The 26,295-nt window shown below is 67.3% G+C and carries 27 protein-coding genes and 3 pseudogenes; 9 read left to right on the plus strand and 21 right to left on the minus strand.

Features of this window, described 5'->3' with window-relative positions; all coding sequences use genetic code 11:
• Positions 1–248 precede the first annotated feature (248 nt).
• The 3 genes from ENSA5_RS35625 to ENSA5_RS05980 all read right to left on the minus strand — a co-directional run bounded on the left by ENSA5_RS35625 (position 249) and on the right by ENSA5_RS05980 (position 1,916).
• Positions 249–659 (minus strand): hypothetical protein, encoded by a 411-nt coding sequence (locus tag ENSA5_RS35625; RefSeq protein WP_146155375.1) that lies wholly within the window; start codon positions 657–659, stop codon positions 249–251.
• Between the two features lie 162 nt (positions 660–821).
• A complete protein-coding gene (locus ENSA5_RS05975; protein ID WP_106390664.1) occupies positions 822–1,298 on the minus strand; it encodes a nuclear transport factor 2 family protein in 477 nt (158 codons plus the stop codon).
• A gap of 66 nt (positions 1,299–1,364) precedes the next feature.
• Positions 1,365–1,916: a carboxymuconolactone decarboxylase family protein gene (locus ENSA5_RS05980; RefSeq protein ID WP_106390665.1), complete on the minus strand. Its 552-nt coding sequence runs from the start codon at positions 1,914–1,916 to the stop codon at positions 1,365–1,367.
• Between the two features lie 154 nt (positions 1,917–2,070).
• On the opposite strand from ENSA5_RS05980, the gene ENSA5_RS39085 reads away from it, so the two are divergent.
• The 3 genes and pseudogenes from ENSA5_RS39085 to ENSA5_RS05995 all read left to right on the plus strand — a co-directional run bounded on the left by ENSA5_RS39085 (position 2,071) and on the right by ENSA5_RS05995 (position 3,397).
• Positions 2,071–2,199 carry a hypothetical protein gene (locus ENSA5_RS39085; protein ID WP_258182748.1) on the plus strand — a complete coding sequence of 43 codons (129 nt, stop codon included), beginning with the start codon at positions 2,071–2,073 and terminating at the stop codon, positions 2,197–2,199.
• A gap of 451 nt (positions 2,200–2,650) precedes the next feature.
• A pseudogene (locus ENSA5_RS39090) lies at positions 2,651–2,920 on the plus strand (glycogen/starch/alpha-glucan phosphorylase); the annotation flags it as partial.
• 126 nt (positions 2,921–3,046) lie between these two features.
• Positions 3,047–3,397 (plus strand): hypothetical protein, encoded by a 351-nt coding sequence (locus ENSA5_RS05995; RefSeq protein WP_106390667.1) that lies wholly within the window; start codon positions 3,047–3,049, stop codon positions 3,395–3,397.
• A 422-nt stretch (positions 3,398–3,819) separates the two neighbouring features.
• On the opposite strand, the gene ENSA5_RS06000 is transcribed toward ENSA5_RS05995, so the two are convergent.
• Complete coding sequence (locus tag ENSA5_RS06000) at positions 3,820–4,590, minus strand: hypothetical protein (RefSeq protein WP_146155376.1); 771 nt, start codon at positions 4,588–4,590, stop codon at positions 3,820–3,822.
• 353 nt (positions 4,591–4,943) lie between these two features.
• Positions 4,944–5,378, minus strand: coding sequence for a hypothetical protein (locus tag ENSA5_RS37100; RefSeq protein ID WP_181197417.1), 435 nt, complete (start codon positions 5,376–5,378; stop codon positions 4,944–4,946).
• A gap of 12 nt (positions 5,379–5,390) precedes the next feature.
• Here ENSA5_RS37100 and ENSA5_RS06010 point away from each other — a divergent pair, with 12 nt between their 5' ends.
• Positions 5,391–6,323, plus strand: coding sequence for a transposase (locus ENSA5_RS06010; protein ID WP_258182749.1), 933 nt, complete (start codon positions 5,391–5,393; stop codon positions 6,321–6,323).
• Between the two features lie 247 nt (positions 6,324–6,570).
• Here ENSA5_RS06010 and ENSA5_RS06015 read toward each other — a convergent pair whose 3' ends face one another.
• The 5 genes from ENSA5_RS06015 to ENSA5_RS06035 form a co-directional block, all read right to left on the minus strand.
• Positions 6,571–8,205 carry a hypothetical protein gene (locus tag ENSA5_RS06015; protein ID WP_181197419.1) on the minus strand — a complete coding sequence of 545 codons (1,635 nt, stop codon included), beginning with the start codon at positions 8,203–8,205 and terminating at the stop codon, positions 6,571–6,573.
• A 43-nt stretch (positions 8,206–8,248) separates the two neighbouring features.
• Complete coding sequence (locus tag ENSA5_RS39095; protein ID WP_258182750.1) at positions 8,249–8,380, minus strand: GFA family protein; 132 nt, start codon at positions 8,378–8,380, stop codon at positions 8,249–8,251.
• Between the two features lie 210 nt (positions 8,381–8,590).
• Positions 8,591–9,028, minus strand: a complete 438-nt coding sequence (locus ENSA5_RS06025) for a transposase (protein WP_106390672.1) — start codon at positions 9,026–9,028, stop codon at positions 8,591–8,593.
• Between the two features lie 291 nt (positions 9,029–9,319).
• On the minus strand, positions 9,320–10,264 hold the full coding sequence (locus ENSA5_RS06030) for a type VI immunity family protein (RefSeq protein ID WP_146155377.1): 945 nt from the start codon (positions 10,262–10,264) through the stop codon (positions 9,320–9,322).
• Complete coding sequence (locus ENSA5_RS06035; protein ID WP_146155378.1) at positions 10,261–10,656, minus strand: hypothetical protein; 396 nt, start codon at positions 10,654–10,656, stop codon at positions 10,261–10,263. Before ENSA5_RS06035 ends, ENSA5_RS06030 begins: the two co-directional genes overlap by 4 nt.
• Positions 10,657–10,696: 40 nt before the next feature.
• On the opposite strand from ENSA5_RS06035, the gene ENSA5_RS06040 reads away from it, so the two are divergent.
• Both ENSA5_RS06040 and ENSA5_RS06045 read left to right on the plus strand, forming a co-directional pair.
• Positions 10,697–11,101, plus strand: coding sequence for a hypothetical protein (locus ENSA5_RS06040; protein WP_106390675.1), 405 nt, complete (start codon positions 10,697–10,699; stop codon positions 11,099–11,101).
• A gap of 286 nt (positions 11,102–11,387) precedes the next feature.
• Positions 11,388–11,645, plus strand: a pseudogene (locus tag ENSA5_RS06045) (FG-GAP repeat protein); the annotation flags it as partial.
• Between the two features lie 213 nt (positions 11,646–11,858).
• Here the strand turns inward: ENSA5_RS06045 and ENSA5_RS39690 are convergent.
• From ENSA5_RS39690 to ENSA5_RS06065, 4 genes and pseudogenes are all read right to left on the minus strand, one after another.
• Positions 11,859–11,993 (minus strand): annotated as a pseudogene (locus ENSA5_RS39690) (hypothetical protein); the annotation flags it as partial.
• A 60-nt stretch (positions 11,994–12,053) separates the two neighbouring features.
• A complete protein-coding gene (locus tag ENSA5_RS06055; protein WP_146155379.1) occupies positions 12,054–13,430 on the minus strand; it encodes a carboxypeptidase regulatory-like domain-containing protein in 1,377 nt (458 codons plus the stop codon).
• Between the two features lie 47 nt (positions 13,431–13,477).
• Positions 13,478–14,836, minus strand: coding sequence for an eCIS core domain-containing protein (locus tag ENSA5_RS06060; RefSeq protein ID WP_181197421.1), 1,359 nt, complete (start codon positions 14,834–14,836; stop codon positions 13,478–13,480).
• 501 nt (positions 14,837–15,337) lie between these two features.
• Positions 15,338–15,769 carry a transposase gene (locus ENSA5_RS06065; RefSeq protein ID WP_106390678.1) on the minus strand — a complete coding sequence of 144 codons (432 nt, stop codon included), beginning with the start codon at positions 15,767–15,769 and terminating at the stop codon, positions 15,338–15,340.
• A gap of 210 nt (positions 15,770–15,979) precedes the next feature.
• Between ENSA5_RS06065 and ENSA5_RS06070 the strand changes: the two genes are divergently transcribed.
• Positions 15,980–17,266 (plus strand): phosphatidylserine decarboxylase, encoded by a 1,287-nt coding sequence (locus tag ENSA5_RS06070; protein ID WP_106390679.1) that lies wholly within the window; start codon positions 15,980–15,982, stop codon positions 17,264–17,266.
• A 13-nt stretch (positions 17,267–17,279) separates the two neighbouring features.
• On the opposite strand, the gene ENSA5_RS06075 is transcribed toward ENSA5_RS06070, so the two are convergent.
• The gene (locus ENSA5_RS06075; RefSeq protein WP_146155380.1) at positions 17,280–17,972 is read right to left on the minus strand and encodes a peptidoglycan-binding protein; all 693 of its coding nucleotides are present in this window, start codon (positions 17,970–17,972) and stop codon (positions 17,280–17,282) included.
• A 203-nt stretch (positions 17,973–18,175) separates the two neighbouring features.
• Between ENSA5_RS06075 and ENSA5_RS06080 the strand changes: the two genes are divergently transcribed.
• A complete protein-coding gene (locus ENSA5_RS06080; protein ID WP_106390680.1) occupies positions 18,176–19,381 on the plus strand; it encodes a WD40 repeat domain-containing protein in 1,206 nt (401 codons plus the stop codon).
• A 16-nt stretch (positions 19,382–19,397) separates the two neighbouring features.
• The gene (locus tag ENSA5_RS06085) at positions 19,398–19,724 is read left to right on the plus strand and encodes a hypothetical protein (RefSeq protein WP_106390681.1); all 327 of its coding nucleotides are present in this window, start codon (positions 19,398–19,400) and stop codon (positions 19,722–19,724) included.
• Between the two features lie 316 nt (positions 19,725–20,040).
• On the opposite strand, the gene ENSA5_RS06090 is transcribed toward ENSA5_RS06085, so the two are convergent.
• The 6 genes from ENSA5_RS06090 to ENSA5_RS06105 form a co-directional block, all read right to left on the minus strand.
• Positions 20,041–21,033, minus strand: coding sequence for a transposase (locus ENSA5_RS06090; protein WP_181197423.1), 993 nt, complete (start codon positions 21,031–21,033; stop codon positions 20,041–20,043).
• Positions 21,034–21,280: 247 nt separating this feature from the next.
• Positions 21,281–22,045: a HEAT repeat domain-containing protein gene (locus ENSA5_RS06095; RefSeq protein WP_181197424.1), complete on the minus strand. Its 765-nt coding sequence runs from the start codon at positions 22,043–22,045 to the stop codon at positions 21,281–21,283.
• Complete coding sequence (locus ENSA5_RS35635) at positions 22,003–22,461, minus strand: hypothetical protein (protein ID WP_146155381.1); 459 nt, start codon at positions 22,459–22,461, stop codon at positions 22,003–22,005. Before ENSA5_RS35635 ends, ENSA5_RS06095 begins: the two co-directional genes overlap by 43 nt.
• 6 nt (positions 22,462–22,467) lie before the next feature.
• A complete protein-coding gene (locus ENSA5_RS06100; protein WP_181197425.1) occupies positions 22,468–24,090 on the minus strand; it encodes an eCIS core domain-containing protein in 1,623 nt (540 codons plus the stop codon).
• Between the two features lie 242 nt (positions 24,091–24,332).
• Positions 24,333–25,217, minus strand: a complete 885-nt coding sequence (locus tag ENSA5_RS35640) for a hypothetical protein (RefSeq protein ID WP_146155382.1) — start codon at positions 25,215–25,217, stop codon at positions 24,333–24,335.
• The gene (locus ENSA5_RS06105; protein ID WP_106390685.1) at positions 25,204–26,130 is read right to left on the minus strand and encodes a hypothetical protein; all 927 of its coding nucleotides are present in this window, start codon (positions 26,128–26,130) and stop codon (positions 25,204–25,206) included. Before ENSA5_RS06105 ends, ENSA5_RS35640 begins: the two co-directional genes overlap by 14 nt.
• Positions 26,131–26,295 lie beyond the last annotated feature (165 nt).

Raw genomic sequence — 26,295 nt, forward strand, 5'->3', positions numbered from 1 at the left:
AGCCCCAGCTGGCCAGCTCGAACTCGACTTCGCGGCGTGACCGACCCGACCCTGACCAGGCCGTGATGGTCGAGCCGTGGCTTGGTGTCAGGGACCAAGGCAGGTTCGGCGCAAGACCGCGCCGAACAGGGTGAAGTTGGGGGGCCTGTTCGCCAACCGACCCGGCCCGGGCCCACTTCGCCTTCCGATCCACACGCCAAAATGAGCGGCGCGACGTTCACGCCACCCCCGACCCCGCATCGGATGTCCTATGCGCAGTCGCCGTAGTCGCCGTAGTCGCCGTTCCAGTCGTCCTCGTCGTTGGTGTCGACTGTCTCGGTGGTGGTGCTCGTGTCGCGACCGTCGTCGTCGACGCTGACGGTATCGTCTGCGCAAGCTCCGAGCGCGAGCACGGCTCCGATCGCCGAGCTGGCGCGGACGATGTTCCACTGGCTGGGGCGCAACCGACGACGGGGCGAGCTCGGCAAGAAGGAGGCCATGTCCACTAGTGCCGCGAGTGACCCGTGTCGATCACAGAAATCCGAATTGTTCGCGCCAGCCCCTTCGTCGGCGGCCGCGACCGCGACGAGCGTGGCGGCATCGTTGCGCAGCTCGTCGCCGTCGAGGTTGCCGTAGCTATCGTGGCGCAGTCGGAGTCCGCGCGTACCCGACGAAGGCAACTGACGAGCGGGTCAGGCGCGCCGAGCCCACCACCCCTATCCGATGCCCTAAGCGCCGTCGCCGTTGTCGGTCAGGGTGAAGGTCCCAGGCGGATCGGTGTAGAGCTCGTCGTAGTTGCGCTTTCACCAAGAAGGCGACGGCGCAGAGGTCTCGCGCATGGCTCAGAGCCCCAGGTCGGAGAGCGAGGGGTGATCGTCGGGCCGGCGACCCGACGGCCAGTGAAACAGCCGCTGGTCTCGCGTGATCGCGAGGTCGTTGATGCTGGCGAAGCGCACGGCCATCAGCCCGTTCTCGTCGAATTCCCAATTCTCGTTGCCAAGGGAGCGGACCCACTGGCCGTCCGCGCCCCGCCACTCATACGCGAAGCGCACGGCGATGCGGTTGACCCGGAAGCCCCAGAGCTCCTTGATCAGGCGGTACTCTCGTTCGCGCTGCCACTTGGCGGTCAGGAAGGCGACGATCTCCGCGCGGCCGCGGAGAAAGTCTGCGCGGTTGCGCCAGCGGCTGTCGGGCGTGTAGGCGAGCGAGACCCGCTCTGGGTCGCGGCTGTTCCAGGCATCCTCGGCGAGGCGGACCTTCTGGATCGCGGTCTTTTCGGTGAACGGGGGAAGCGGGGGGCGAGACGTCGAGTCGGACATCGGGGGCGTGCTCCTTGGTAAACGGGAAAGGGCGGTGGCCCGGGCGGGCCACCGCGATTGGGGCGATCAGCCCGCCTTGGCGATCGTCACCGCAGGGAAGTCGATCTCGGTCTCGGCCACCGAATTGAGGTAGTTGGTCCAGACGTTGAGCGCGACATGCTGCACGATCTCGATGACCTGGGCGTCGTCGTAGCCGGCGGCATGCACGGCGGCGAGATCGGCATCCGAGACATGGCCGCGAGCCGTCGCCACCGCGACGGCGAAGCGGACGGCAGCATCGGCCTTGGCATCGGTGGAGCGGCCTTCGCGGTTGGCGGCGATCTCCTCGGGCGAGAGCTTGGCGAGCTTGGTGCCGAGATAGGTGTGAGCCGCCAGGCAGTAGTCGCAGCCGTTGTACTCGGCGATGGCGAGCGCGATGCGTTCGCGGGTCGGCGCGGGGAGCTGGCCCTTGCCGAGCGCGCCGAAGATGCCGAGGTAGCCCTCGAGCGCGGCCGGGCTCTGCGCGGCCAGACGGAACAGGTTCGGGGCAGATCCGAGCTGCTTCTCGACCTGACGGAGCGCGGTCTGGGATGCCACCGGGGCGGCTTCGATCGTTGCGGGGATGGTGATACGGGACATGGCTTCCTCCTGGGTTGTGGTTACGAGGCCAAGGTATGGGGTCTCGGGTTCTCGCGGCAGAGGGTCTTTTCAAGAGTGAGCCTTCCGGATATCGAGAGGACATGACCGATCGCGGCGATCCTGCTTTGTACTTCGCGCTGGCGGTGCTCGTGGCGTGGCTCCGCCTCCGCTGCTCAGCTGGGATGACTTCGTGATGCGGCGGCGAGAGTCCGTTGGCCAGCTCGGCCAGCGCGTGCGTCGCCGGGACGCGGAGGGCTACGTGCGCCCGCTTTCTGCGCCGTAGGCCGACTATTTCTCTGCTGCCTTGGCGAACGCCTCTCGAATCCGGCGGTACAGTTCGAGCTGCTTGGATGCAGCCCCCGCTTCGGCCTCGACGCTGGATTTCGCGAGGGCCTCGAGCCAAGTGAGCAGCGGGGTGCGAGCCACGACGGAGTGGACCTTCACGTAGAGGCCAACCCCGGAGAAGGCCGCAGCTTGCATCTTGGGGGGTCCGGTACACGAGACAGTCGCCCGGCTCGAACGCACGTCCCCGAAGGTTCGGGGGAGCGAGCTTTCTCCGGAGCCTCATCGAGTTCTGTGATCGTCCAGTACGCGGTCATGGAGAGAGGTTCCCGCAACACGCACCAGTTGGCAACGAGTTGGAGGATCTCGTTGGCCGCGGCGACCTCCGCAGGTGCGCCAGATCCGGCGACAATCTCGAGCCACTCGATCACCGGCGTGCGTGCGCCGGTCGAGTGCACCTTGATGTAGAGACCCAGTCCCGAAAACGCGGCGGCCTCGCTGCCGGGTTTGGCGAAGACCTCGATCACCTCGAATCGCGCAGCCAGGTCCTCGACGCCAAGCTCCACAACAAGCAGCGCCTGGCCGAGCTGGTCCGCCGCGAGCTGGGCCTGCCGATCGACCCCCACAGCTTGTTCGACGTCCACATCAGGCGGATCCACGAGTACAAGCGGCAGCTGCTCAACGTGCTCCACGTGATCGCCCGGTTTCAGGTGATCTGTGCGTGGTGTTCTTGCCCAACTATGGCGTGTCGCTTGGCGAGGTGCTGTTCCCGGCCGCCGGCCACCGCACGACGCCCCACATCGAGCGCGTGACTATCGCCAGATCTCGCATTCGTGTATGAGGCTCCAATGACCAACCGCGTCTCCTTGTCCCTCGCCCTGCTCCTGACCACGCTCACCCTCACCGCGTGCGGCCCTTCGGCCGACGACGAGGCCAAGATGAAAGAGAAGATGGCGCTCGAGACCGCCCGCGCCGAGCTCATGCTCAACGCCCCCGACTGCGAGTCACTCGAGGTCAGCCTCACCGAGTTCAAGGCGACCAACGCCGACAAGCTCGCCTCGCTCGACACCTGGTGGGTGGCCCTTGGCGACGGCGCGAAGGACAAGCTGATCGAAGCCAACAAGGCCGAGTGGGACAGGCAGAGCGGGGCGATGATCAAGGCCTCGGCTTGCTCCGAAGCGCTCAAAGCCGGGCTCTAGGAAACTTCACTAAGTCCAGGGGACTTGGCCGGCTCTGCCGGCCCACCGGCCAGGGGGAGGGCCTGTGAAGGCCCTCCTTCAAGATCCAGGGGACTAGTCCTCAAAATGTCCGAAGTCCGATCCGGGTTTCTCAGCGTCGCGGCTGGGACGTGTGTGGGACGGCGGGCAGCCCGGCGGGCCCCGGGGGTCCCTCGAAGCGAATTCACTCACCAAAGGCATGAGCTCACGTTCGGCGAGACGGCCGTAAAAGAGGGCGCGAAAAAAGGCGCGGTCATGGCTGGCTCGGCCAGTGCATTGGTGGCTGGCCTGCCCGCAATCTCTGGCGCATGAAAGGAGCGCGACAAATGCCCACAGATAGTCACTGGGACAGATCGCCGACTTGGTCGCCACGCTGCGCGAGGCAAGGGCGTCTTGACCGACCTTCAATTGCGGCGCAGCGCAGCGTGGCAGGTCTCGCAGGTGGTCAGCAGCTCACCATAGATCCGCCCGGGAATCATCGCTACGTCGGGGACGTCGCGGGCCTCGTTGCCGAGCGCATGAACTCGGGCAGCGAGCTCGGTGATCTGGACCGGGATCGACTGTCCGGGGGCGAGCTCAGTGGGAGCTAGCGGCGCCTCGGCCAACGCCTCGGCGCCGATCACCCATGCTGCTTTGGAGGGCCCGATCAGGCCCTGATACATCGCGTCGAGGGCCCATTGATGCCGAGCCATGTGCGCCGCGCTGCCTGACGCGCCCGCTGCCGGCGGCTCACCGACGTCCACCTTCGGCCCGCCGATCGCCGTGTGACATGCAGCGCAGACCTGGGCGAGGGTGACAAAGGCCTGCGTGGCGGTGGTGAGATCCTCGGCACCACCGATGACTCGGGCGGCCTCGCGCATGTTCGTGACGTGGGGCTTCCAGGCGTCGGGATGCTCGACATCCGCTTGATGCTCGGCCATCCACCCCGCCGGTTCGCGGGCCTGCTCGAGATCGCCAGCGATCAACGCGGCCTTGATCTCGGCGGCCTTGCTGAAGTGGTCCTGCATGTGGGCCTTGGTCGTCGGCGTCTCACCCGCGAGGCCGTCCGCGGATGGCTTGACCGCCTCCGCCGGCTTGCCAGCCTCGGTCTTGCCAGCCTCGGTCTTGCTGGCTTGGTTCGCAGGGCACGCAGCGAGCAACGCCGCGAGCAGTGGGGTGGACGCGCTGCGCAACATGACGGAGCCATTGCACAAGACCCAGGGATCCGCTCGCGCACGGGTTGCGGCGCTCAACAGCGGCGATCCGACCCACGACGAGACCGACGGGCCGGCGCCCGAAGAACAGGGCCCGCCCCCGCTCGCGCCCTGCGCCTCGGGCGGAGCGCCTCAGAACTCGTAGGCGAGGCCAACGCTACCGCGGACCGAGAAGCCGGCGCCGGCCGTAGAAGTTGACCGCGGGGCCGGCATTCAAGCCCAGACTCATGGCCGACAGTGAGATTCGCCCATCCGGAGTTAGGGTGTAAGCGTAATTGCTGTAATTGGTACCTCCAACCGTCTCCGGCGAGTCATAGCAGATCGTAGGGATCGATCTACTGCCCCCAGTAGTCGAGTGAATCCCGCATTGCATGGGCGAGATGAATTGCCACGTCGAGGTCGCGCGAGTTCGACTGCTGCGCTCGTTGCTCGCCGACCAGGGTGTCGACCACGAGCCGACCAGGGAGCTGGCCCTCGACCCCGGGCTTGAACACCGCGAGGATCTCGTACGGGACGGTGTAATCGCTGGCGTCGTCGGTCAGGCCCAGGAGCAGGCTCGAGAAACTCGGCCAATTCGTCGCCCCTGCGCTGCGCCAGAACACCGAGATCGGAAACGGCGCCGGCTCATGAAAGGAGCTCACGACCAGTGTCGCGTCCTGGTTGGGGCAGAGCGTCTCGATCTCGAACGGGAGCGAGAAATGCCCCTCGTCGTCGGTCCAGGTCAGCCCTTCATCCAGCGCGCCGACTCCTCGCTGCGGCTGAACGTGCACTTTCATTGCCTCGTGCTCGACGGCGTGTACGTGAGGGACGACGAGGGCGAGCTGCGCTTCCACTCGCTCGGCGCCCCCACCCACGAAGAGGTCACCGAGGTTGCGAGGTGGACCCACGCGCGACTCAGCGGTGTGCTCGAACGTCACGGCCGCTCATTCGACGAGCTCGCTTGCGACGACGCGCCCGATCTGCTCGCGCAAGAGCAGCCGGCCCTGGCCTCATGTTACGGGGCCTCGGTCGCCGACCGGCAGCTGTTGGGAGATGCACCGGGGCAGCGGACCCGCAAGCTCGTGCATCGCGTGCGGGAGGTCGCCAAACCCAACGAGGCGCTCGCCGAAGTTGGGGGCGTCAACGTGCACGCGGGCGCGGCCGTGCCTCGCCGCGACCGCCAACGCCTCGAGCGTTTGTGTCGGTATGTCGCGCGTCCGCCCCTCGCCCAGGATCGCCTCGAGACCACCCCCGACGGCCGATGTCGTTACAATTTTCGGCACGCGTGGAAAAATGGCGTGCATGCAGTTTTGCTTGCTCCGCTCGACCTCATCGCGCGGCTGTGTGCCCTGATCCCGCCACCGCGTTTTCATATGATCCGCTATCACGGCGTGCTCGCTGCCCACGCCAAGGTGCGGCCCGACATCGTGCCGGGCCCCGTGGCGGTGGCCACCGAGCCGACGCAGATACGCTTGTCGTTCGACGGCGAGGCGACCGAGCTCGAGGTGCTCGCCAAGCAACCCGCTCGACACCCTTGGGCGTGGCTGCTTCAGAGGGTGTTTGCGGTCGACATCATGACCTGCCCGCGCTGCCGCGGTGCGATGCGCTTGGTCAAGATCGCCAACAAGCCGGACGACATCGCGCAGGTGCTCGCCAACTTGGGTCTCGGTCCCCGTCCGCCGCCGCGGCCGAGGCCAGCCCCAGCTGGCCAGCTCGAACTCGACTTCGCGGCGTGACCGACCCGACCCTGACCAGGCCGTGATGGTCGAGCCGTGGCTTGGTGTCAGGGACCAAGGCAGGTTCGGCGCGAGACCGCGCCGAACGGGGTGAAGTTGGGGGGCCTGTTCGCCAACCGACCCCGCCCGGGCCCACTTCGCCTTCCGATCCACACGCCAAAATGAGCGGCGCGACGTTCACGCCACCCCCGACCCCGCATCGGATGTCCTATGCGCGACGCGCAGGTTCGGGGCTAAAGAGCGGTGTTCATGGCATGTCGCAGGTTGCGACATAGAGCTCCCAGCGCACGGAGCCGACCTCCTCCGCGTCGCACAAGTCGGTGACGACGAGGTCCGGCGCCCGATCGCCGCTCAGGTCAAAGGTCGAAAAACGATAGTCCTCGTTGTTGTTGCAGGTGAGACCCTGGGCCGTGAACTCGTGGAGGTCGTCGCCGCCGATCGGGGCCGGGAGCGACCACTCGATCGGCGCCTCGGCGAAGCCCGTCCCCATGTTCTTGTAGACATCCCAGCGCCCCGAGCCGACGCCGTCCGCGTCGCACAGATCCGTGACCACGAGGTCCGGGGCGCCATCCCCCGTCACGTCGAGCGTCGAGAATCGGTAGTCCTCGTTGTTGTTGCAAGTGAGACCCTGGGCCGTGAACTCGTGGAGGTCGTCGCCGCCGATCGGGGCCGGGAGCGACCACTCGATCGCCACGGCGGCGAAGCCCGTGCCGGTGTTTTCATAGACATCCCAGCGATCTGTTCCGACCCCGCCCGCGTCGCAGAGGTCTGTGACCACGAGGTCCGGCGCCCCGTCGCCCGTCAGGTCGAAGGTCGAGTAGCGATAGTCCTCGTTGTTGTTGCAGGTGAGGCCCTGGGCCAAGAGCTCGTGGATGTCCATGCCACCGATCGGGGTGGGGAGCGACCACTCGATCGCCACGTCGTCGAAGCCCGCGCCCGTGTTCTCGTAGACATCCCAGCGGTCTGTCCCGACCTCCCCGGCGTCGCACAGGTCCGTGACCACCAGATCCGGCGCCCCGTCGCCCGTCAAGTCGAGGGTCGAGTAGCGATAGTCCTCGTTGTTGTTGCAGGTGAGCCCCTCGGCCATGAACTCGTGGAGGTCCGCGCCGCCGATCGGGGCCGGGAGCGACCACTCGATCGGGGCGTCGGCGAAGCCCACGCCCGTGTTCGTATACAGATCCCAGTGGGTCGAGCCGACGGTTTCGGCGTCGCACAGATCCGTGACCACCAGATCCGGTGCCCCGTCGCCGCTCAGATCGAAGGTCGAGTAGCGATAGTCCTCATTGTTGTTGCAGGTGAGCCCCTGAGTCGTGAACTCGTGAACATCCTCGCCACCGATCGTCATCGGGAGCGACCAGTCCATCGGCATCGGGTCGAAGCCTGTCCCGGTATTCTCGTAGATCTCCCAGCCCGTCGAGCCGACCCCGGCCGCGTCACACAGATCCGTGACCACCAGATCCGGCGCTCCGTCGCCGCTCAGATCGAAGGTTGAATAGCGGTAGTCTTCGTTGTTGTTGCAGGTGAGGCCCTGGGCCGTGAACTCGTGGAGGTCCGCGCCTCCGATCGGCGCGGGCACAGACCACTCGAGGACCTGGGCGTCGAAGCTGCAGGCGTCGACCGGAGGATCGCCGTCTCCATCTCCGTCTCCGTCGCCAGTTGGATCGCCGTCTCCATCTCCAGTTGGATCGCCGTCTCCATCTCCCGGATCGCCGTCTCCGTCCCCCGGATCGCCGTCGCCGTCTCCGCTTGGATCGCCGTCGCCGTCACCAATCGTCTCCCCTGAGCTCGTGGTGGCGCCGTCGTCGGTGTTGCCACCGCACGCGAACACGAGGCCAAGAGCGGACACTATCGGGAGCAGGCGAAGCGAGCGTGGCTTGATCATCGGAGGAAGCTAGTTCCTCAGCGCGGGCCTGTCCATCGCCGCGCTACGAGCTGCGTTTGTCGAAGTGCCGCACCCCCTCCGTGTCGACATCCCAATCTGCGCGCGAGCCACAGAAGATGTGGGTCTTGATCCCCACCCCGATCGGATCGTCGAGCGTGCCGGCGGTCAGGCGCATAGGACATCCGATGCGGGGTCGGGGGTGGCGTGAACGTCGCGCCGCTCATTTTGGCGTGTGGATCGGAAGGCGAAGTGGGCCCGGGCGGGGTCGGTTGGCGAACAGGCCCCCCAACTTCACCCCGTTCGGCGCGGTCTCGCGCCGAACCTGCCTTGGTCCCTGACACCAAGCCACGGCTCGACCATCACGGCCTGGTCAGGGTCGGGTCGGTCACGCCGCGAAGTCGAGTTCGAGCTGGCCAGCTGGGGCTGGCCTCGGCCGCGGCGGCGGACGGGGACCGAGGCCCAACTCGGCGAGCACCTGCGCGATGTCGTCCGGCTTGTTGGCGATCTTGACCAAGCGCATCGCACCGCGGCAGCGCGGGCAGGTCATGATGTCGACCGCAAACACCCTCTGAAGCAGCCACGCCCAAGGGTGTCGAGCGGGTTGCTTGGCGAGCACCTCGAGCTCGGTCGCCTCGCCGTCGAACGAAAAGCGTATCTGCGTCGGCTCGGTGGCCACCGCCACGGGGCCCGGCACGATGTCGGGCCGCACCTTGGCGTGGGCAGCGAGCACGCCGTGATAGCGGATCATATGAAAACGCGGTGGCGGGATCAGGGCACACAGCCGCGCGATGAGGTCGAGCGGAGCAAGCAAAACTGCATGCACGCCATTTTTCCACGCGTGGCGGTGGCGTGTCGCAGCGTGAGCTGGCGGCCTCTCTGGGGGTGACCCCGCCCACGATGTCCCGCCTCCTCCGCCACGAGCTAATGCCGGAGGCTGGAGGGCCCCGAGCGGCGCCTGGTCCGAGGCGTGGGCCGCGCGTCCTCACGGAGAAGCAGGTGGCCGCCATCCGGCGCCGGTATGCCACCGGGCGAACCACCCAGGCTGCGCTCGCTCGCGAGTACGGGGTCTCGCCAGGCACCGTTCACACGCTCGCGCGGTTGAGGCCGCTACGTTTCAGCGGGGCCAGTATTCCGGGCGTGTGAAGCGGTCGAGCCATCCCCGTGTGGAGTCCGGAGCCTCGTCGAAGACGCCGGGGAGGGATGGACTCCCGCGGCGCGCGGCGTCGAGCTGGGCCGCCACCGCGGAGTACTCGGGCGAGTGCTCCATCTGATTGACGTCGATCAGGCGAGGGCGCTCGCCAGCGCGGAGCAGAGTGCCGCGGCGCAGCGGCAGCACGGCCACGCCGCCGCTGGGAGCGGGGAAGTTCAGACCGAGCGCCTCGGCCAGCTCGCCGTCGATGTAGTTCAGCCAGTTGGCCGACGGCAACGCGCCTCCCGTGGCGATGTTCCGACTCGTCGATTCGGGGTGTGGGAGGTCGAGGCCGAGGTACCGCGACGCCTGTCTGAAGCCGTGTTCGAACGCTGCGGCCGCGCGGTCGCTGTTCCAGCTGAGCACATACCCGGCGCTGGCGTAGAGCACGGGGTGCTGTTGGACGAGTTCCAGCATGAGCCCAAGCAAGGCATCGGGGTCCTGGCGAGGGTGCATCCACAGCTGGAGCCAGGACGTCGACGGGGCGTCCCGCTCCGGCTCGTTCTCCTGGTACCGGAACCCCCGGAGCGGCGCCGCGCGATCGTCGACGAGGTCGAACCGGAAGAGCGGCCGCAGCTGCCGCCCCGAGAAGGAGGCGACGAGCGGGGCGGCCAGCCCCTCGATGTTCAAGCCGTCGAGCGCCACCCATCGATGCATCATCGACGTTGTCAACCACTGCAGCTCGCTCGGCGCTACGTACCCGCAGTAGGCTCTCAACAGGTCGGCGGCCCCTCCGTTCGCCCAATGAACCGGGTCTCGCAGGTAGGCCACGAGCCCGAGGGTGGTTCGCGCCACCGTCGCCCCGGAGGTCGGGTCGACTGCCTTCTTCGGGAACAGCGGGGGTAGCGGCAGAGTGGCGCTGACTGTCACTCGGGTAGCTCCTCGCCCTCGGTCATGGCGCGCATGAAGAGCACGTCCCGTGCCTCCTCGCTGCCGGCGGCCCCTGCCGCCGCGATTCGCTCGAGCTCCCCCTTGAGCGGCCGTCGAGCGCCGACGCGGAAGCTGCCCAAGAAGACGCCGGTCACATGATGCGCCGCGGGGGGCACGACCAACGTGCTTGGATCCCCCTCGAGCTCGATCCACTCGGCGCCATCGATCGCCCCGGGCTCCGTAGCCAAAGTGAGTAGATTCTCGACCAGCTCGGCCTCGGTCGGGAACGCGCGCGCCGCACCATCCGGCACACGGTCGTCCATCGAGTAGTTGAACTGCGACTTGGCGCCGGGATCTGCGCCGGTCGGGGCCCACGTGTAGTATCGTCGCACCCACGAATCGTCCTGCCGCGTCCTCGGGCAGTCAAGCCTCGTGACCACTCCCGCACCCCACACCCCCATCAACTTCGTGAAGGGCGGCGCGAGCCTGTTCTTCTCGGCGCGTTGCGTGCAGCTGCTGGCCAAGGCGGGCTATCTGCCCGATGACTTCGGCACCTATGCGCAGGTCCAGAAGCGCAACAAGAGCGCAAAGGACAAGGTGCAGACATGGCAAGACGCGAGGGCGCAGGCGCTCGAAGACGGTGTGCCCCCCGACCAGGTCGACGACCATCTGCGTCGACAGCACGCGGAAGAGCGGGACCGTCGCATCGAAGCCGGGGCGAGCGAGGCGGACGTCGACCGGCAGATGCAGGCGGATGGTCAGCCCGTTCCACCCAGTCAGCACGAGCGTTTCTTGGCCGAGTGTCAGTCGGGCGCGGCGAAATCGAGTTCGAGCTGACCCGGCGGGGTGGGCGTTGTTGGCCGCACCGCACGGGCACGACTGATCCCCCGTCCGGGACCTTGGCTTCGCGCACCATGGTGGGCGGCCCATGAAGACACCCCTCGAGCATCGCGTAGCCTGGAGCCTCGCGCTCGCCGTAGCGTGCTCGCCGTAGCGTGCCGCGTCCCGGCCAACGTCAGTCACCGCCTGAAAGCCGGTTCGTCAGGTGGTCGAGATCGACGCGCCGGAGGCGATGGTCAACTTCGAGGCCAGTCGCATCGCGCCCCGACAGCGGGGGCAGGTCATGACGTCGGCGGCGAACACCCGCTGCAGCAACCACGCCCAGGGGTGCCTCGACAGCAGCGCGACGGGCATCGGGGGGAGCCAAGCCTCGAACGCAGCTTCCGCCGCTGGGGCGGTCTACGTGTTCGCTCGCAACGGCGGCGTCTGGACCCAGCAGGCCTACGTCAAGGCCTCCAACACTGGCGCGTCCGACCAGTTCGGGTTGAGCGTGGCGCTGTCGGGCACCGGCGACACCTTGGCCGTTGGCGCCCATTTGGAAGACAGCAGCGGGCTGCTCGTCGGCGAGCTCGTCGACGACATCGTCGAAGCCGTCGAGCGAGCGACCATGTCGCGCGAGCACGCGAGCGATGACCTCGTGAGTCCAGCGAGCGACTTCGGCGACTTGTTCGGGTGTCGGCCTGGGCAGCGCGTGAAAGTGAAGCTGCCCCTCGCCGTCATGGACGTAGACGCCATCGAGGACGAGGCAATGGAAATGCACGTTGAGGCGGAGCGAGGAGTCGGCGCGGTGGATGAACGTCACGGCGCCGAACTGCGCGTCCTCGACTGAATCGAGGCCGCACGTTCGCTTCGCCCGGCGTCGAAGCGAACGCCGAGCTCGGCATCGCATGCTCGGCAACTTCCGCGCCAGCGCGACGCTGGCCTGAGCCGGCGCCCTCGGGGTCGATCACTACCGCGCGAGCCGCAGCGTGCCGACGTCGACGTCCTCGTCGGCCACGCTCACCTCGACCGGGACCAGAGGCGAGCCGATGGCCTCGACCCGGTAGTCACGGGCCGGATACAGGCCCGTGATAGCAAACTCGCCGCCCGGCCCGGTCCAAACCGCGTCGAGCTCGTGCTGGCGGCCGAGGGAGGTCGCGGACAGCCGCGCGTGGGCCACCGGCGCCCCGGCGGCGTCTACGAGGCGGCCGACGATCGCGAGGCCGCGGGTGACGCTCCACTCCAGGTCCAAGGAGCGCTCGATCGAGTGGGCCAGCGACGCCTCGATCCGATAGCCGGGGCACCGAGCCGTGAAGCCGTACCGCCCCGTCGGGAGCCCGCGGACGGACAGCGTGCCGTTTGTCGCCGCCGCCACGGTCAGCGACTGGCCGTGCGAGAGGGAGCGGACCGTGAGCCGCCCATCTGCACACGCCGCGCCGTCCTCCGTCAGGATCCGGCCCGTGACGGTGTGGGCACGCGAAACGCGGATGACGACGGGCTCCGTGATCGAGCCTGGGGCCAAAGTGATCGGCTCCGGCGACGCGCCGAAACCCTCGGAGGTGATAGCGAAGAGCTGATGGCGACCCGAACCGAGCCCGCGGATCTCGAAGCGTCCGTCGCCCCCGGTCTCGGCCGCGGGCTGGTCTCGAGCGCCCCAGGTGAGCGAGACCGCAGCGTCGGCCACCGGGGCCCCGGACTGCTCTAAAACCACTCGCCCGCGCAGCACGGCCTCGGGCTCGAGCGCGAGCTCGACGGCGGGGCCCGGGACCGAGACCGCTCGGGTCGCGCTCGCGTATCCCCGGGCCCGAACCCGAAGCTCCGTGGCCCCGCGATCCAACCACAGCTCGAACTCGCCGCCGGCGTCGGTCTTGGTGAAGCTCGCTAGCGACTGCACGCTCGCCCCCGCGACCGCAACCCCGGCCCCGTCGGTGACGACGCCCGCCACCCGCACCCCCGGCCCGTCGAAGTACAGATCCACGCCACTGACCCGCTGACCTCGCGCGAGCACCACCCGTCGCGTCTGCCGTGTCGGCGCCCCGAACCAGGCGTAGGTCGGCACGACCCCCCGCGCCGACGCCGACACCCAATAGACTCCCGGGTCCACGTCCGCGATTCGATAGCTCGAAGCCCAGGGATTCACGCTCACGCAGCGCAGGCGCGCGCCGGTCGCGACGAACTCCCCTGCGTGGGTCGTGGGGACCAGGCACACGCGGGCGGTCGTCGCTACGCCATGGACCCGACCTTCGACGCCGGTGGTGAGCGCCGCCGGCTCGCCGCGGCCTCGACAGCTCGCCGACGCGAGGAGTATCAGCAGCGCGACGGCGCCGAGGGATGATCGTCGAGGCATGCCAAACCGTGGGGACGCCCAGCATACCACGGCCGCCCCCTGCGGCGCTATTCCTCGGACGCGGCGCTGCCCCTGGCGGGCCAAATCTCTCGCAACGTGGCAAGCTCGACGCTTCGCGCATAGTCGACGTTGGCGCTCTCACTCCCGCGCTCGTAGTCCACGGTATAGAGCGTCCCATCGGTCTGCTGTAGGGAGCTGATGTAGTCGTTTAGTTGCATCGCGGGTTTCTCGACACCCTCAGCGGCACTCGTCCCGAGCAGGTTGCGGATCCGCTTCACCACGGCCAACCCCACGCGCATCTCGTCCTTGATCGTTCGCAGGATGCTCATCATGTCGCCGGGGCTCCCCCCGCGCTCGAGTCCGGGATGCTTCCAGTCCACATGAACATTAGCGGTGTTTGGAATACCACGTATGATCTGAACTGCGGCGTTGGTCATATGGTTGCGGCGAAACTCAGCGCGGAGGATTCCCGCCTTTTGCTTTGACTTGACCTCCGCCATGGTCATACCGTCAACGGACTCGACCGCGGCCGAACCAAAGTACCCCACCTGTTCGATCTCCGAGTCGCTCGCCGGCGCCAGCGGTGCCCCCGCGACGATCTCCTTCATCCGTCGGTGAATATAGGGAGCGCATTGCATCAAGATCGCCCTCTCGACCTTACCAAGAGCGAGCTTCTCGACGACGTGAAAAATCCCGTCATCGAGACGATCAGGCGCGGCCTCGAGGTTGTCGGTGCGCTCGACACGCGGCACCACGACGTCGGTGAGCAATTTTTCGTGGTAGTAGTACATCGCCTCCGCCTGCCTCGCGCACTTGCGATGCTCCACATAGTTCTGGAGCGCGCTGCGAAGCGAGCGGAGCTCCTCTCGCGTCAGCGCGTCGACGTCCTCGGGGGTGATCTTCGTGGGGCCATCGACTTCCTTTAAGCTCTCGAAAAACTTCGGCGGCAGCGTGGGTATGTAGGACCACCACATATCCGGCACTCGACAGCCCTCTGGCGGTGAACGCTGGATTTGCAGGGTTCCCTGCTTTTGTTGAAGCGTATGCGACAGCTCATGAGCGAGGAGCCAGCGAGACTCCGGCTTTCGCGGCTGAAATTCCCCTGCGGCGAAGAATACGTCATTCGCCGTAGTGAACGCTCGCGCGTGGAGTTTTCGGGTGAGCGAAGCTGCCTTCGCGTCCGCGTGAACCCTGATCTCACCAAAGCCCACACCAAAGCGTGGCTCCATGAATGTACGAAGACCGGGGCTCAGCGGTACGCCTCCGGCCTGGCGTGCCGCCGAAATTTCTGCATCGAAGGGGGTGCGCTTTGTCGGCCCTCCGACCGCTCGGACATTCGGTCCGCCTTCGTCGCTTTGCGCCCCACCAAAGGCGGGCTTCGGGGCCCGCATGACCCTGTCCGCCATCGCGTCCGCCTCGCGCTCCAGCGAGTCCTGGGAGGTGTGCTGGCCTCGTCGGCTCGGATTACTAGCCGACGAGGCCGACCAGGGGGGACGGGCTTCCGGCGCGAGCCCGCCGCTCTTGCGCTTCCTGGGCGCCACTGAGGAAGTCCCAGCACCCATCAATGCAGGATCCGGGGCGAGGCGGTTAGGCCAGATGAAGCAAGGTTCGGGGAAGCGCGACGAGCTCTCAGCGCTTCGAACACCTTGAAGAGCTCGACCGACAGAGGAGTTGCGCGGCGTCGAGCGGGGCACACCAGCGTCGCGACGAGCACGATGTCGCCCTCAACAGCTCGATTCGCAAGTTCGGCGCACGAGCCCCCAATCACGACCCGCGCCTGGGGTCGAGGTGGCTGCCGGTCAAGCGGCGAGAGCGAGTTCGAGCTGGCCAGGCACAGCCGGCCGCGGACGCGGTCGCGGCCGAGGGCCGAGGCCGACGTTGGCGAGCACCCGCGCGATGCCGTCTCGCTAGTCGGCGATTTCGACCAGGCGCATGCGCCCGCCGCAGCGCGAGCAGGTCATGACGTCGACCGCGAACACCCGCGCGAGCAACCATGCCCAGGGGTGCCTCGACGCAGGTTTGAGCTCGACCTCGACCTCGACCTCGACCGGCGTCGCCTCGCCGTCATACGCGAGCCGGAGCTGGGTCGGCTCGGGTTGCTCGGGTGCAACACCCGGGACGACATCGCTGCGAGACGCGGCTCGAGCTGCGAGCACGCCGTGATACCGGACCATGTTGAAGTGCGGCGCCGGGATCAGTGCGACCAATCGCGCAACGAAGTCGAGCGGGTCGAGCACGACAGCGTGCGCACTATTGCGCCAGGCATTCTCGAAGCGGACCACGACCTGGCCCGACTCGGTGACGGCCAAGCGCTCTTGGCAAACGGGCGGCCGCGCCATGGATGTCTTATCCGCCGCCGCGCCTCGAACCCAACCGGAAACAGCGCCGCCGCTCCCACGCTGGGCGGTTCGCCTCGCCGCGATCGCGCCGCCTCGCGCTCGCCTGCCTTGCCAGCGGTCGACCGGCCCGCGCACACTCTGGACTCGCTCTCGAGCTCGCCGCCAACCCCTCCCACGACCCCTCCCCCAAGCCCACCGAGGACACCCGACATGAACGATGGAATCCCCCCAGCTACCGAGTGGACGAAACGAGACAAGGCCCGCGTCGATGCCCTGCTCGCGGAGCTCGACGCCATGCTCGTCCGCCCCGAGGGCGGCATGTCGGCGACGGGCGCGCTGATGCAGGCGTCCCTGTCCGAGGTCTGCAACCCGCTCCTGAACCCCGATCCGCAGCGGCGGGTGTTCTGGCTGCGCTACCGCGACAACGACAAACCCATGTCGGCGTTCTTCTCCGCGTGGCTCCACTACGCCCCGGCCCCGATCAACCCCGGGCTGTACATCGAGCAGTGGGACTACCTCGCTAACACCGAGGCGGGCCTGAAGCTCAACAACGCCGACAAGCGCTTCAAGCAGTGGTTCGTCCGCTTCCTCGACATCCGCGGCGAGTGGCTGAGCAGCACGGAGTCGACGGGGACGATCGAGGCCTGGAGGAACTACCAGGGCACGCCCGCGCACCCCTTCGACATCCACGAGTACGTCGTCCCTCCGGGCGGGTTCGAGTCGTTCAACCAGTTCTTCCTTCGCCAGCTGAAGCCGGGCGAGCGGCCGATGTGCCCCTGCGTCGCCGAGTCGAGCGACGGCGACCCGAACGTGGTCGTGTCGCCCTGCGACGGGGGCGTGTTCTACCTGACCCGCGGCGAGCTCGAGGGCGAGCCACACCCGCTGCCGGGCAAGTCCCAGGACACCTTCGAGATCGAGCGGGCCGTGCCCGGCTACGGCGCGAGCTTCCTCGGCGGCCCGCTGCTCGACATCCTGCTGTGGTTCACCGACTACCACCACTTCCGCGCGCCGGTGTCCGGGACGGTGATCCACCAGGGCGTCTACGAGGGCTCCTACAACTACGACTTCGACGACTACGATCCAAACGACCCCTACGCGCCGGCGCTGGCGCCGGACAGCGACCGGGTCGGCTGGTACCAGAGCCTCGGCAAGCACAAGCGCTACGTGTGGGTGTTTCGGACCGAGAACCTCGGTCTGGTTGCGATGATCGCGATCGGCTTTTGGGGCGTCGGCAGCATCGTCAACCTCGTCGACGAGGGCGCGACGCTGACCAAGGGCGATCGCATGGGCCACTTCGCCTACGGCGGCTCGTCCATCGTCCTGGCCTTCGAGCCCAATCTCGACCTGCAGTTTGCGGTCCACGAGGTCGAGACCAAGACCGTCGACGGCAAGACGATCACGGAGACGTTCACCAAGCCGGTCGGCGATCCCGATCACCCGACCTTGATGAAGATCCAGCAGTGCCTCGGCCGGCGCACGCCGCCGCTGAAGTGGTGACAGGTCGGCGCCGCTAGCTCGACTCCATCAGCGTGTCGACCTCGTGCTGGTCGTCGCCGGTGTCGACGACGAGCTCGAACGCGAGCACGTCCCAGTCGGCGAACACGTCCTCGTTGCCGAAGTTGTAGGTCTTGGTCATCCGCTCCTTCCACGTCTCGTAGGGGCAGCCGGCGCCGGGGCACTGGCCGGGCGCCGGCGGGTCGACGGAGCCGGGATCGAATATGAAGATCTCGGCCCGGCGGTTGGCCTCCTCGTCGACGCCGTCGGCCGTCGGGACCTCGTTGTGGTGCTCGCCGCACCCGAGCAGCTCGACCGCGGCGGACTCGGGCAGGGTGGTCCCGTCGAGCTGCATGTAGTCGGCGATCAGCGCTCCGCGGGTCTGCGGGCCCGGCACGCCGTCGACGCTCAGGCCGCGCGCGGTCTGGAACTCGATGACCGCGTCGCGCGTGCCCGCGTCGAGGACCCCGTGCACGGGGCCGGTGTAAAACGGCTCGCCGCTGACGTCGTCGGTCACCGCCGAGAGCATGTGCTGATCTTCGCGCGTGCCCCAGACCGCCGAGACCGGCTGGGGGCTGTACCAGGCCAGCCAGTCGTCGATCTCGTCGCGCAGGTAGTGGGCGATCGCGCGGGCGCGGTCGCGCGACAGGCTCAGGCTGTAGCTCGACGCGCCGACGCGGTCGGTGTGGCCGGTGAGCATCACGGCCATGCCCTCGCGGTACAGGCCGACGAGGCCCCGGATCCCGCGCGTGACGATAGGGCTGAGAGTCGACTCTGCTCACCGCTATTTGCTAGGGTTTCGGGCCCATGGCATCACACCGTATGCAAGCGAGCGCCCTCCCTTTGCGGACGCGCGGCCCTGGCCCCGAGCCGCTCGCTACGGGCTGCCTGGCTCGCGGCCGTCTGCGCCTAATGGGGCTCCTCGCGGCCCTGCTCCTGTTCGCAGCCTGTCCGAGCCCGACGGCGCGCGAGGTAGCGACGCCCGTCGAGATCGAGCCCCAAGCATCCGCGCCCGCACAGGTCCAGGCGGCCCCCGAGTTCGGATTTCAGTGCTCGCGCGAGCCAGTCGAGCTGTTCCCGAGCCCGCACAAGACCTGGGACATCGCCCTGTCGAACGACGGCGAGCTCGTCGCGGCGACGGACGCGGATGAGGTCGCGATCTGGGAGCTGAGCACGGGCGTGCGCCGTCAGACCCTCGGCGGCGAGCTCGACGGCCCGATTCGTCTGCTGGCTTTCTCGCCGAGCGGCCGCCGGCTCGCGGCCGTCGGAGCTGAGATCTTGATCGTCTGGAACCTCGACGACGGCAGCGTCGCTCGCCGCGTGAGCCTCTGGCGTTACCAGCACCACCTAGTCTACCTCGAGCTCGACGGGCGTGAGTGGCTCGTCGTGGACCGCGCATTGTACGCCAAAGTTCCGCAGCCTCCCGTGCTCGTGGTCGAGGTCGACGGCGACGCGCTCCTGTCTCCCTTCGGCTCCGAACGCGGCAGCCTGCAGATCGCCGTGGCCCGCGACCGCCTCGCCGTCGTGCGAGACGGTGAGCCCGCGGCCGTCTGGCTCGGTCCCGAGCACGAGCCCCTCGAGCTGAGCGACGCAGTCGGTCCCGTTGCGATATCGACCGACGGCCGGATCGTGGCGAGCACCGGCTATCGCGGGGAAGTCTCGACCTGGGACACGCAGACCGGCGCGAAGCTGGGTCACTTGCGCGACGAAGGCACGAAGTCCCGAAGCGCAGCCGTTGCCCTCAGCCCCGACGGGCACCGCGTCGCGGTTCTCTATGACGACGGCGGCGGGATGCTGTGGGACACCTCGACCGGAGCGGTCGTAGCCCCATTGTCGTCCCCCGTCGGGCTCGCGGCGATCCTCGACTTCAGTCATGACGGACGTTACGTCCTCACCGGCGTTGACGGTATCCTCGATCACACCATGGCGCCCGGTCCGGCGCCCGTGTGGCTGAGCGACGCCTTTGACGGCGCGTGGTCGCGGGAGTTCGCTATCGGTGACTTCGTCCACGGGCTCGAACTCGCCCGCGACGGTCAGTTGCTGGCCGTCGCGGGCTACGCCTCGGCCCAGCTTTGGTGCCTTCCGGCGTTTGTGGACGAGACTCCAGCCGACCCCTGAGGCAACCCCTCATTCGTTGCCGGTCATCAGCCAGCTGCAACTCCCGCTCGAGGGTGAGCTGCTGCCGTCCGCGCCGGCCCGACCCCCGCCGAGGCACCCGTGGATGTGGCTGCTCCAGCGCGAGTTCGCCTTCACCGCCTCCGTCGACGAGCTCGACGAGCAGCTCGCGCTCGTCGCTGGATGGAACGGGGAGCGGGGCGAGGGGTCCGGTGGCGGCGAAGTCCGCGGGTCCGGTCAGCGCCCAGCTCCCGTCACCGTAGCGCACTCGAAGCACGCCACCGTGAGCCAAAAACTGGCTTGGGAGCGCTGTCAGCTGAACTCGCAGCACGTCGTCGGCGGTTAGGCCAGATGAAGCAAGGTTCGGGGAAGCGCGACGAGCTCTCAGCGCTTCGAACACCTTGAAGAGCTCGACCGACAGAGGAGTTGCGCGGCGTCGAGCGGGGCACACCAGCGTCGCGACGAGCACGATGTCGCCCTCAACAGCTCGCTTCGCAAGTTCGGCGCACGAGCCCCCAATCACGACCCGCGCCTGGGGTCGAGGTGGCTGCCGGTCAAGCGGCGAGAGCGAGTTCGAGCTGGCCAGGCACAGCCGGCCGCGGACGCGGTCGCGGCCGAGGGCCGAGGCCGACGTTGGCGAGCACCCGCGCGATGCCGTCTCGCTAGTCGGCGATTTCGACCAGGCGCATGCGCCCGCCGCAGCGCGAGCAGGTCATGACGTCGACCGCGAACACCCGCGCGAGCAACCATGCCCAGGGGTGCCTCGACGCAGGTTTGAGCTCGACCTCGACCTCGACCTCGACCGGCGTCGCCTCGCCGTCATACGCGAGCCGGAGCTGGGTCGGCTCGGGTTGCTCGGGTGCAACACCCGGGACGACATCGCTGCGAGACGCGGCTCGAGCTGCGAGCACGCCGTGATACCGGACCATGTTGAAGTGCGGCGCCGGGATCAGTGCGACCAATCGCGCAACGAAGTCGAGCGGGTCGAGCACGACAGCGTGCGCACCATTGCGCCAGGCATTCTCGAAGCGGACCACGACCTGGCCCGACTCGGTGACGGCCAAGCGCTCTTGGCAAACGGGCGGCCGCGCCATGTACCTGCACAATCGCTCGAGGCGCTTGCGGTCCCGGCCGTCGATCACCGGCCCGACGTGGATGTTGACTCCGCCGCAGTCGGCGAGCGCCTCGTCGGGCGAGTCGAGCTCGCACACCGGATCGACGAGCTTGCGCGTCTGCTCGCCCGGCGACGCTCCGAGGAGCTGCCGATCACCAACCGAAGCGCCGTAGCACGACGCCAACGCGGGCTGCTCGTCGGCGAGCACGTCGACGACATCGTCGAAGCCGTCGAGCGAGCGACCATGTCGCGCGAGCACGCGAGCGATGGCCTCGTGAGTCCAGCGAGCGACTTCGGCGACTTGTTCGGATGTCGGCTTGGGCAGCGGCGGCGGCCATGGGAAGGAACAGTCGTCGGGGGCGCAGGTGTCGCCAACTTGCAGCGTACAGGGCAAGTGTCCCCAGATCGGGTTGGGCATGGGGTGGTAATAAGAGATACCCATCGCCTCGATCAAGCCCTGATCCGAATGGGTCTTTCCGATGAGCTTGCGATCGTTACACAGATTGATGTTCTGCGGATCGACGAGGAGCCCGTGGTGCAATGCATCGTGTCGCCTCGCGCCGGAATTTTCGTCGAGGGCGAGGCGCCGAAACGCAGCTGTACCGGGCGTACTCTGTCCCCGCCCCAGACCTGCACAGCAACACACTCTCAACCACTCGAGGGCATCGTGCTCCTCCTCGGACCCCACCGACCCCCGCTGCCCCCCGCTGATGTGCCCTAACCGCCGGCGCGAATGAAAGCGCTGGCCTCGGCGGTGGAGATGGGTCCCTTGGGGTTCTACGGGGCAGTCAATCCACGTCATCGAGCAATTGCCGGTTGTTGATGTCTTCGATAGCCTCGGCGGCACGGGCTGCCACATCGCCGAATTCGGTGCTCGCGACGTCCGTGTCCGCAATAACTCGTAGGGCGGGCAGCGCCACGGGGTCTCCCTGCTCGCCCAGGGCGTAGGCAGCGGAGAAACGTACCGTCGGTGATGGATCCTGCAGCGCCGACAACAATGCGTCGATCACCCCATCTGCATCGACGTGAGCGAGCGCTTCGGTAGCGTCTGCGCGTACGGTGGCGTCCTCTTCGGGATTGCTTATCAATGCCTGCAAACAATGCGCGGATTTCGTGTGGCTGAGAGTGCCCAACGAATGAACCACTGCCAAGCGTACCTGCAACTCGGGATCGGTTTTCAGACGACTGAGGAGGGAATCCACGACCGTGTCGTTTGAAAGCAGACCGAGACTCATCGCAGCTTCGGCACGTACACGAGGTTCTTCGTCACTCAGCAAAGTAATGAGCGTGCACTCTGCTCCTTCGAGCCCGATGCGCGGCAGAAGCCAGCAAGCATCGAGTCGGAGCGATACGGGTACGGTTGGTTGCATCAGTAGTTCCATGAGGGTTTCCTCGCTGACGACACCTGCCGTTTTCAACCTCTCCACGGATTTGACGACATCTGCAGCACTGTAGCCGTCGAAGTGGGTGACCAAGAGGTCGAGACGCTTGGTGAATGAGGTGGGTTTACTCATCGTTTTGTACAGTGGCACTTGACGTGCTTCGGTTTGCACCCGCGCACCATCAGAGTATTAAAAGCAGTCTTGGCAGCGATGAGTGCGGCGCCTTGAGCCCCCGCACTCATCGACGGCCCATCTATGCGCTTGTTGGCCAGCGGGCACACGTGATCGGGCGACTCCTTCTGGATCTGCAGCACGAAGCTGCGTGCGAAGCAGGTCCACCTCCCGCCGCCCGACTTTTCCTTCTTCCCTTTGCCCCTCCCTTCTTTCTCGGCCTTGGGCTTGTTGTTCTTCCCGGCCTTGCCCTTGCCCTTGCCCTTGAGAGCTTTCTCGGCCTGGCTGGCCTTTCGTCGCACGGCCTTCCTCTCGGCGCGTTCTATGGCCTTGCGTTCGAGTCGATTTGCCAGGGTGTTGCTAGCAACGCTCCCGCCGAGGGAAGCAGCCGTGGCAGCCACGTTGACCAGATCCATGGCGACCTAGAGCTGACCGAGGGCCTTGGCGTTACTCAGCTCGATTAGGCCCTTTCGGTCCGAGCATCGCGAATGCGATGAGAGCTGGTTCTCGAGGTTCGGAATGTCCATCGCAACCGTGACCTCGGTGACGCCGTGGGCCCGCATCTTGTCGGCCGAGGGGACGTCGAGGACGATCTTGTTGGTGTCGATGAGCACCGCCGCCGTGACCGGATCGACTTCCGGAAAGCAGGCGAACAGACCAAAGCGTGCTTCCTCGGCGAGCTTGTTCTTCAGTTTGGCGTCGCTCTTTTTTCCGAGCTTGACCGCGCCCGCAGCGACATAGGTGCTGCTGCCTGTCGTGGTAGCGGGTTGGAGCACGGCGATGCCTCCCTCGAGCATCTTACTGTTCTTGCTGTTCTCCGCGGCAGCCATGCTCGCCGGCGACATGCTTGGTGTTTCGGGCTCCTCCGTGGAGTCGGCCTCCGACAACTGTTCGCCCCGGCACGGCTGCTCCCCATCGCAAGGCTGCGCGTCCTCCTCGGCTTGGGTGCCTGGGATCTCAATCGGATCTTCGGACTCGACGTCGAGTTCCTCGAGCGTGGCAGGAAGACCGCCACCAAGGAGTGGAGCAAGCTCCTCGGCCGCTTCGAGCAAGGGCGCCGCTTCGCGGGCCGCCGTCAGCACGGCGTCCGCCTCGTCAAGTGACATCTGAAGGCCGGCCTGAGAAATGATGATGGTCAGCAGGTAGCGACCGACAGCTATGTCACCTCCCTGGGTGAGCCGCTCGGCGATCTGGGCGATCGTCATGTGCTCACCGTCGAACCCGAGCTTGCCGCTGGCTAAGGCTTGGGCTAGGACCTGCTCGGCGATCGCGCGGGAGTCCATCTCCGGCTTCTGACGGCTCGCTAGCGTGACGACAATGGACGCGATCCAGCCGATGATGCGGTCACGATCGCGGGCGGGATCCCGCTCGGTGCTCGGGGACTGAAAACGCCGAATGACGCCGGTCGAAGCCGCGTTGTGACCTATGCGTGCATTTTGCAGCGAGTGTGTGAGCTCGTGCGCGATCAGGTGTCGGCCGGAGGCCGAGTTTGGTTGGTATTCGCCCCGGCCAAAGAAGAGGTCGCTTCCAACCGTGAACGCGCGGGCGTTCATCGCGCGGGATGTCTCGGCCGACTGGGAATTGGTGTGAACCCGAACATTGCCGAAGTCGGCATTGAAGCGCGGCTCAAAGACGCGACGCAAGGAAGCTTCGAGTTGGATTCCGCCGCGCCGACGCGCGGCGTCGATACGGTTGACGACCGTAGGCGTGACGAGGCTCGAGTCCTGGTTGTCCGTGCTGACACTCTCGCCTGCCTGGACGCTCACCATCTCGTTCTCGTGCACCCTGGCCGCCGTGCCCCCGCGCGGCACCGAGACGCGCATCGCCTGATCGGCCACGCGGTCCGCCTCGGTTTCCAAGGGGTGATTGGCCGGCCCGACTGTCAGGCGCTGGGGCACGGCGCTCGACGGCGGCGTCCACGAGCGCGCGAACGGGCGTTTAGCTTGGCTACCCGTCATCGCTACAGGCTTCGGCCGTTTGGATATCGTTGCAAAGCTCATCGTGCCCTCCGCATCTTCGCACCTTGGCACGGGTTCCAGCGTCACGTAACTGTACTTTGGTGAAGGTTCGCGGGTACAAGTTGCACTCGACCCCAGGTGGGGACAGTCCCGTGAGATAGTGCCGGGGGTGGCGTGAACGTCGGGCCGCTCGTTTTCGGCGTGTGGATCGGCAGGCGAAGTGGGTTCGCGCCGGGTCGGGTGACGAACAGGCCCCCACCTTCACCCCGTTCGGCGCGGTCTCGCGCCGGGCCTGCCCTGAGCCGCGAGTCCGAGACACGGCTCGACCATCACGGCCTGGTCAGGGTCGCGTCGTTCACGCCACGAGTTCGAGTTCGAGTTCGAGCTGGCCAGCTAGGAGCCCGTGGTGCAATGCCTCGCGCCGCCTCGCTTGGCCTTTTCGCCGAGGGCTTTGTCGCCAAAACTTGCAGTACGCCCGGTACAGCGGCGTTTTGGCTCCGCGCCCTCGACGAAAATTCCGGCGCGAGGCGACACGATGCATTGCACCACGGGCTCCTAGCGCTGGCCTCGGCCGCGGCGGCGGGCGGGGACCGAGACCCAAGTTGGCGAGTACCCGCGCGATGTCGTCGGGCTTGTTGGCTATCTTCACCAAGCGCATCGCACCGCGGCAACGCGGGCAGGTCATGATGTCGACCGCGAACACCCTCTGCAGGAGCCAGATCGATCTCGCGGCAGTCCTCGAAGTCCAGTTCCAGGTCCGCCGTCTCCCATGCCGTCGCCAGCATGAGCATCGTGAGCGTCGTCATCATCACGCCGGACCCATCCGCAGCGACACCGAGGTACCGCGGCAGCCAGCTTGGGTCGTATGCGGCGACGCTTGGGGTGAGGTCCGACAGCTCCCCGTCCCCCACCCGCACCTTGAGGCACCTCGGCGGCTGCACACCTCGCTCGGCACGCTCCACGGCAACCACGACGCTTCCATCTTCCGAGCGCGAGAGCAGCGCTGGGTTCACCAAGCCCTTGCGTGCTTCTCGGTCGATTCCACCCGCCTCGTCCGTGGTCGGAACATCCCCGAGACCCAGCAGCTCCAGCGTCGGGGCCGGCGGCTTCTTCGGCTTGCCCTTGGCGGCCGTCGCCTTCTTCTTGGGTTCTGGCGCGGCGGTGAGGGTGTCCAGACCTTCGAGACCGTAGACCGCGTCCTTACCGACGAACACCACCTGACCCGAGGGGCCGATGGCCGGGTACAGACTCGCGTGCACTTCCCACCTTCTTCATCCGGCGTCCGTCGAAGTGCGTGAACACCGGGGTCTTGTTGTAGGAAGACATCACGATGAGGGCGCCACCACCGACGCCGTGGGTGGTGACCACCGCTCCGGCACGCCCACCCGCGTTGGCCCGCTCAGCGACGTGCTCGGCCTCCGCCCCGGCGCCGCTGGCGCCGAGCAGGCCATCGATCGCGTCGAGCTCGGCCAGGAAGCGATCGGTCTCGACCTCCTCGTCGCCCTCGTGGGCGATGCTGCCGGCTTGTTGGGCGTCGAGCTCGCGGAGCATGTCGACCGGCGCGAGCGCGGCCCGGGTCCGGGCGACGCTGGCCTCGTCGTCTTCGTCGGCCATGACCACGGCCGCGGCGATGTAGAGCATCAAGCGTCGCTGCAGCCGCGCGCGGCGGGCGTTGAGGTTGAAGCCCGACGAGGCCCCGCGATCGTGGCGGGCCTTGAGCATGACCAGGTAGCGCCGGTGGATGTCGCGCAGGGCGTCGAGCAGCTCGGGCCCGACGAGGCCCGCGTACTCGTCCTCGAGGCCCTCCTTGTCGATGACCGTCCAGATCGTGGCGATGAACTCGGCCTGGACCAGGTAGGGCATGCGCGTGAACTCGGTGCCCAGGCCGCCGAACAAATAATTGCGCAGGTAGCCGGCCCGCTCGGCCCGCTCGACCCGGGTGATGTAGTCGAACTCGCGCTTGTCCACGACCACGCCGCTGGCCTCGGCCGCGATCCGGGTCTCGGCCTGGGCCTCGGCCAGGCGGCGAAACGCGCGGCGCTCGAACACCCGCCACTGCTCGAGGCGCTCGGCGAACACCTTCCACAGCCCGTCGGTCGCAAAGTCCAGCTCCTGCGCATAGGACATCCGATGCGGGGTCGGGGGTGGCGTGAACGTCGCGTCGCTCGCGCATAGGACATCCGATGCGGGGTCGGGGGTGGCGTGAACGTCGCGCCGCTCATTTTGGCGTGTGGATCGGAAGGCGAAGTGGGCCCGGGCGGGGTCGGTTGGCGAACAGGCCCCCCAACTTCA

This window comes from Enhygromyxa salina (assembly GCF_002994615.1).
Lineage (GTDB): Bacteria > Myxococcota_A > Polyangia > Nannocystales > Nannocystaceae > Plesiocystis > Plesiocystis salina_A.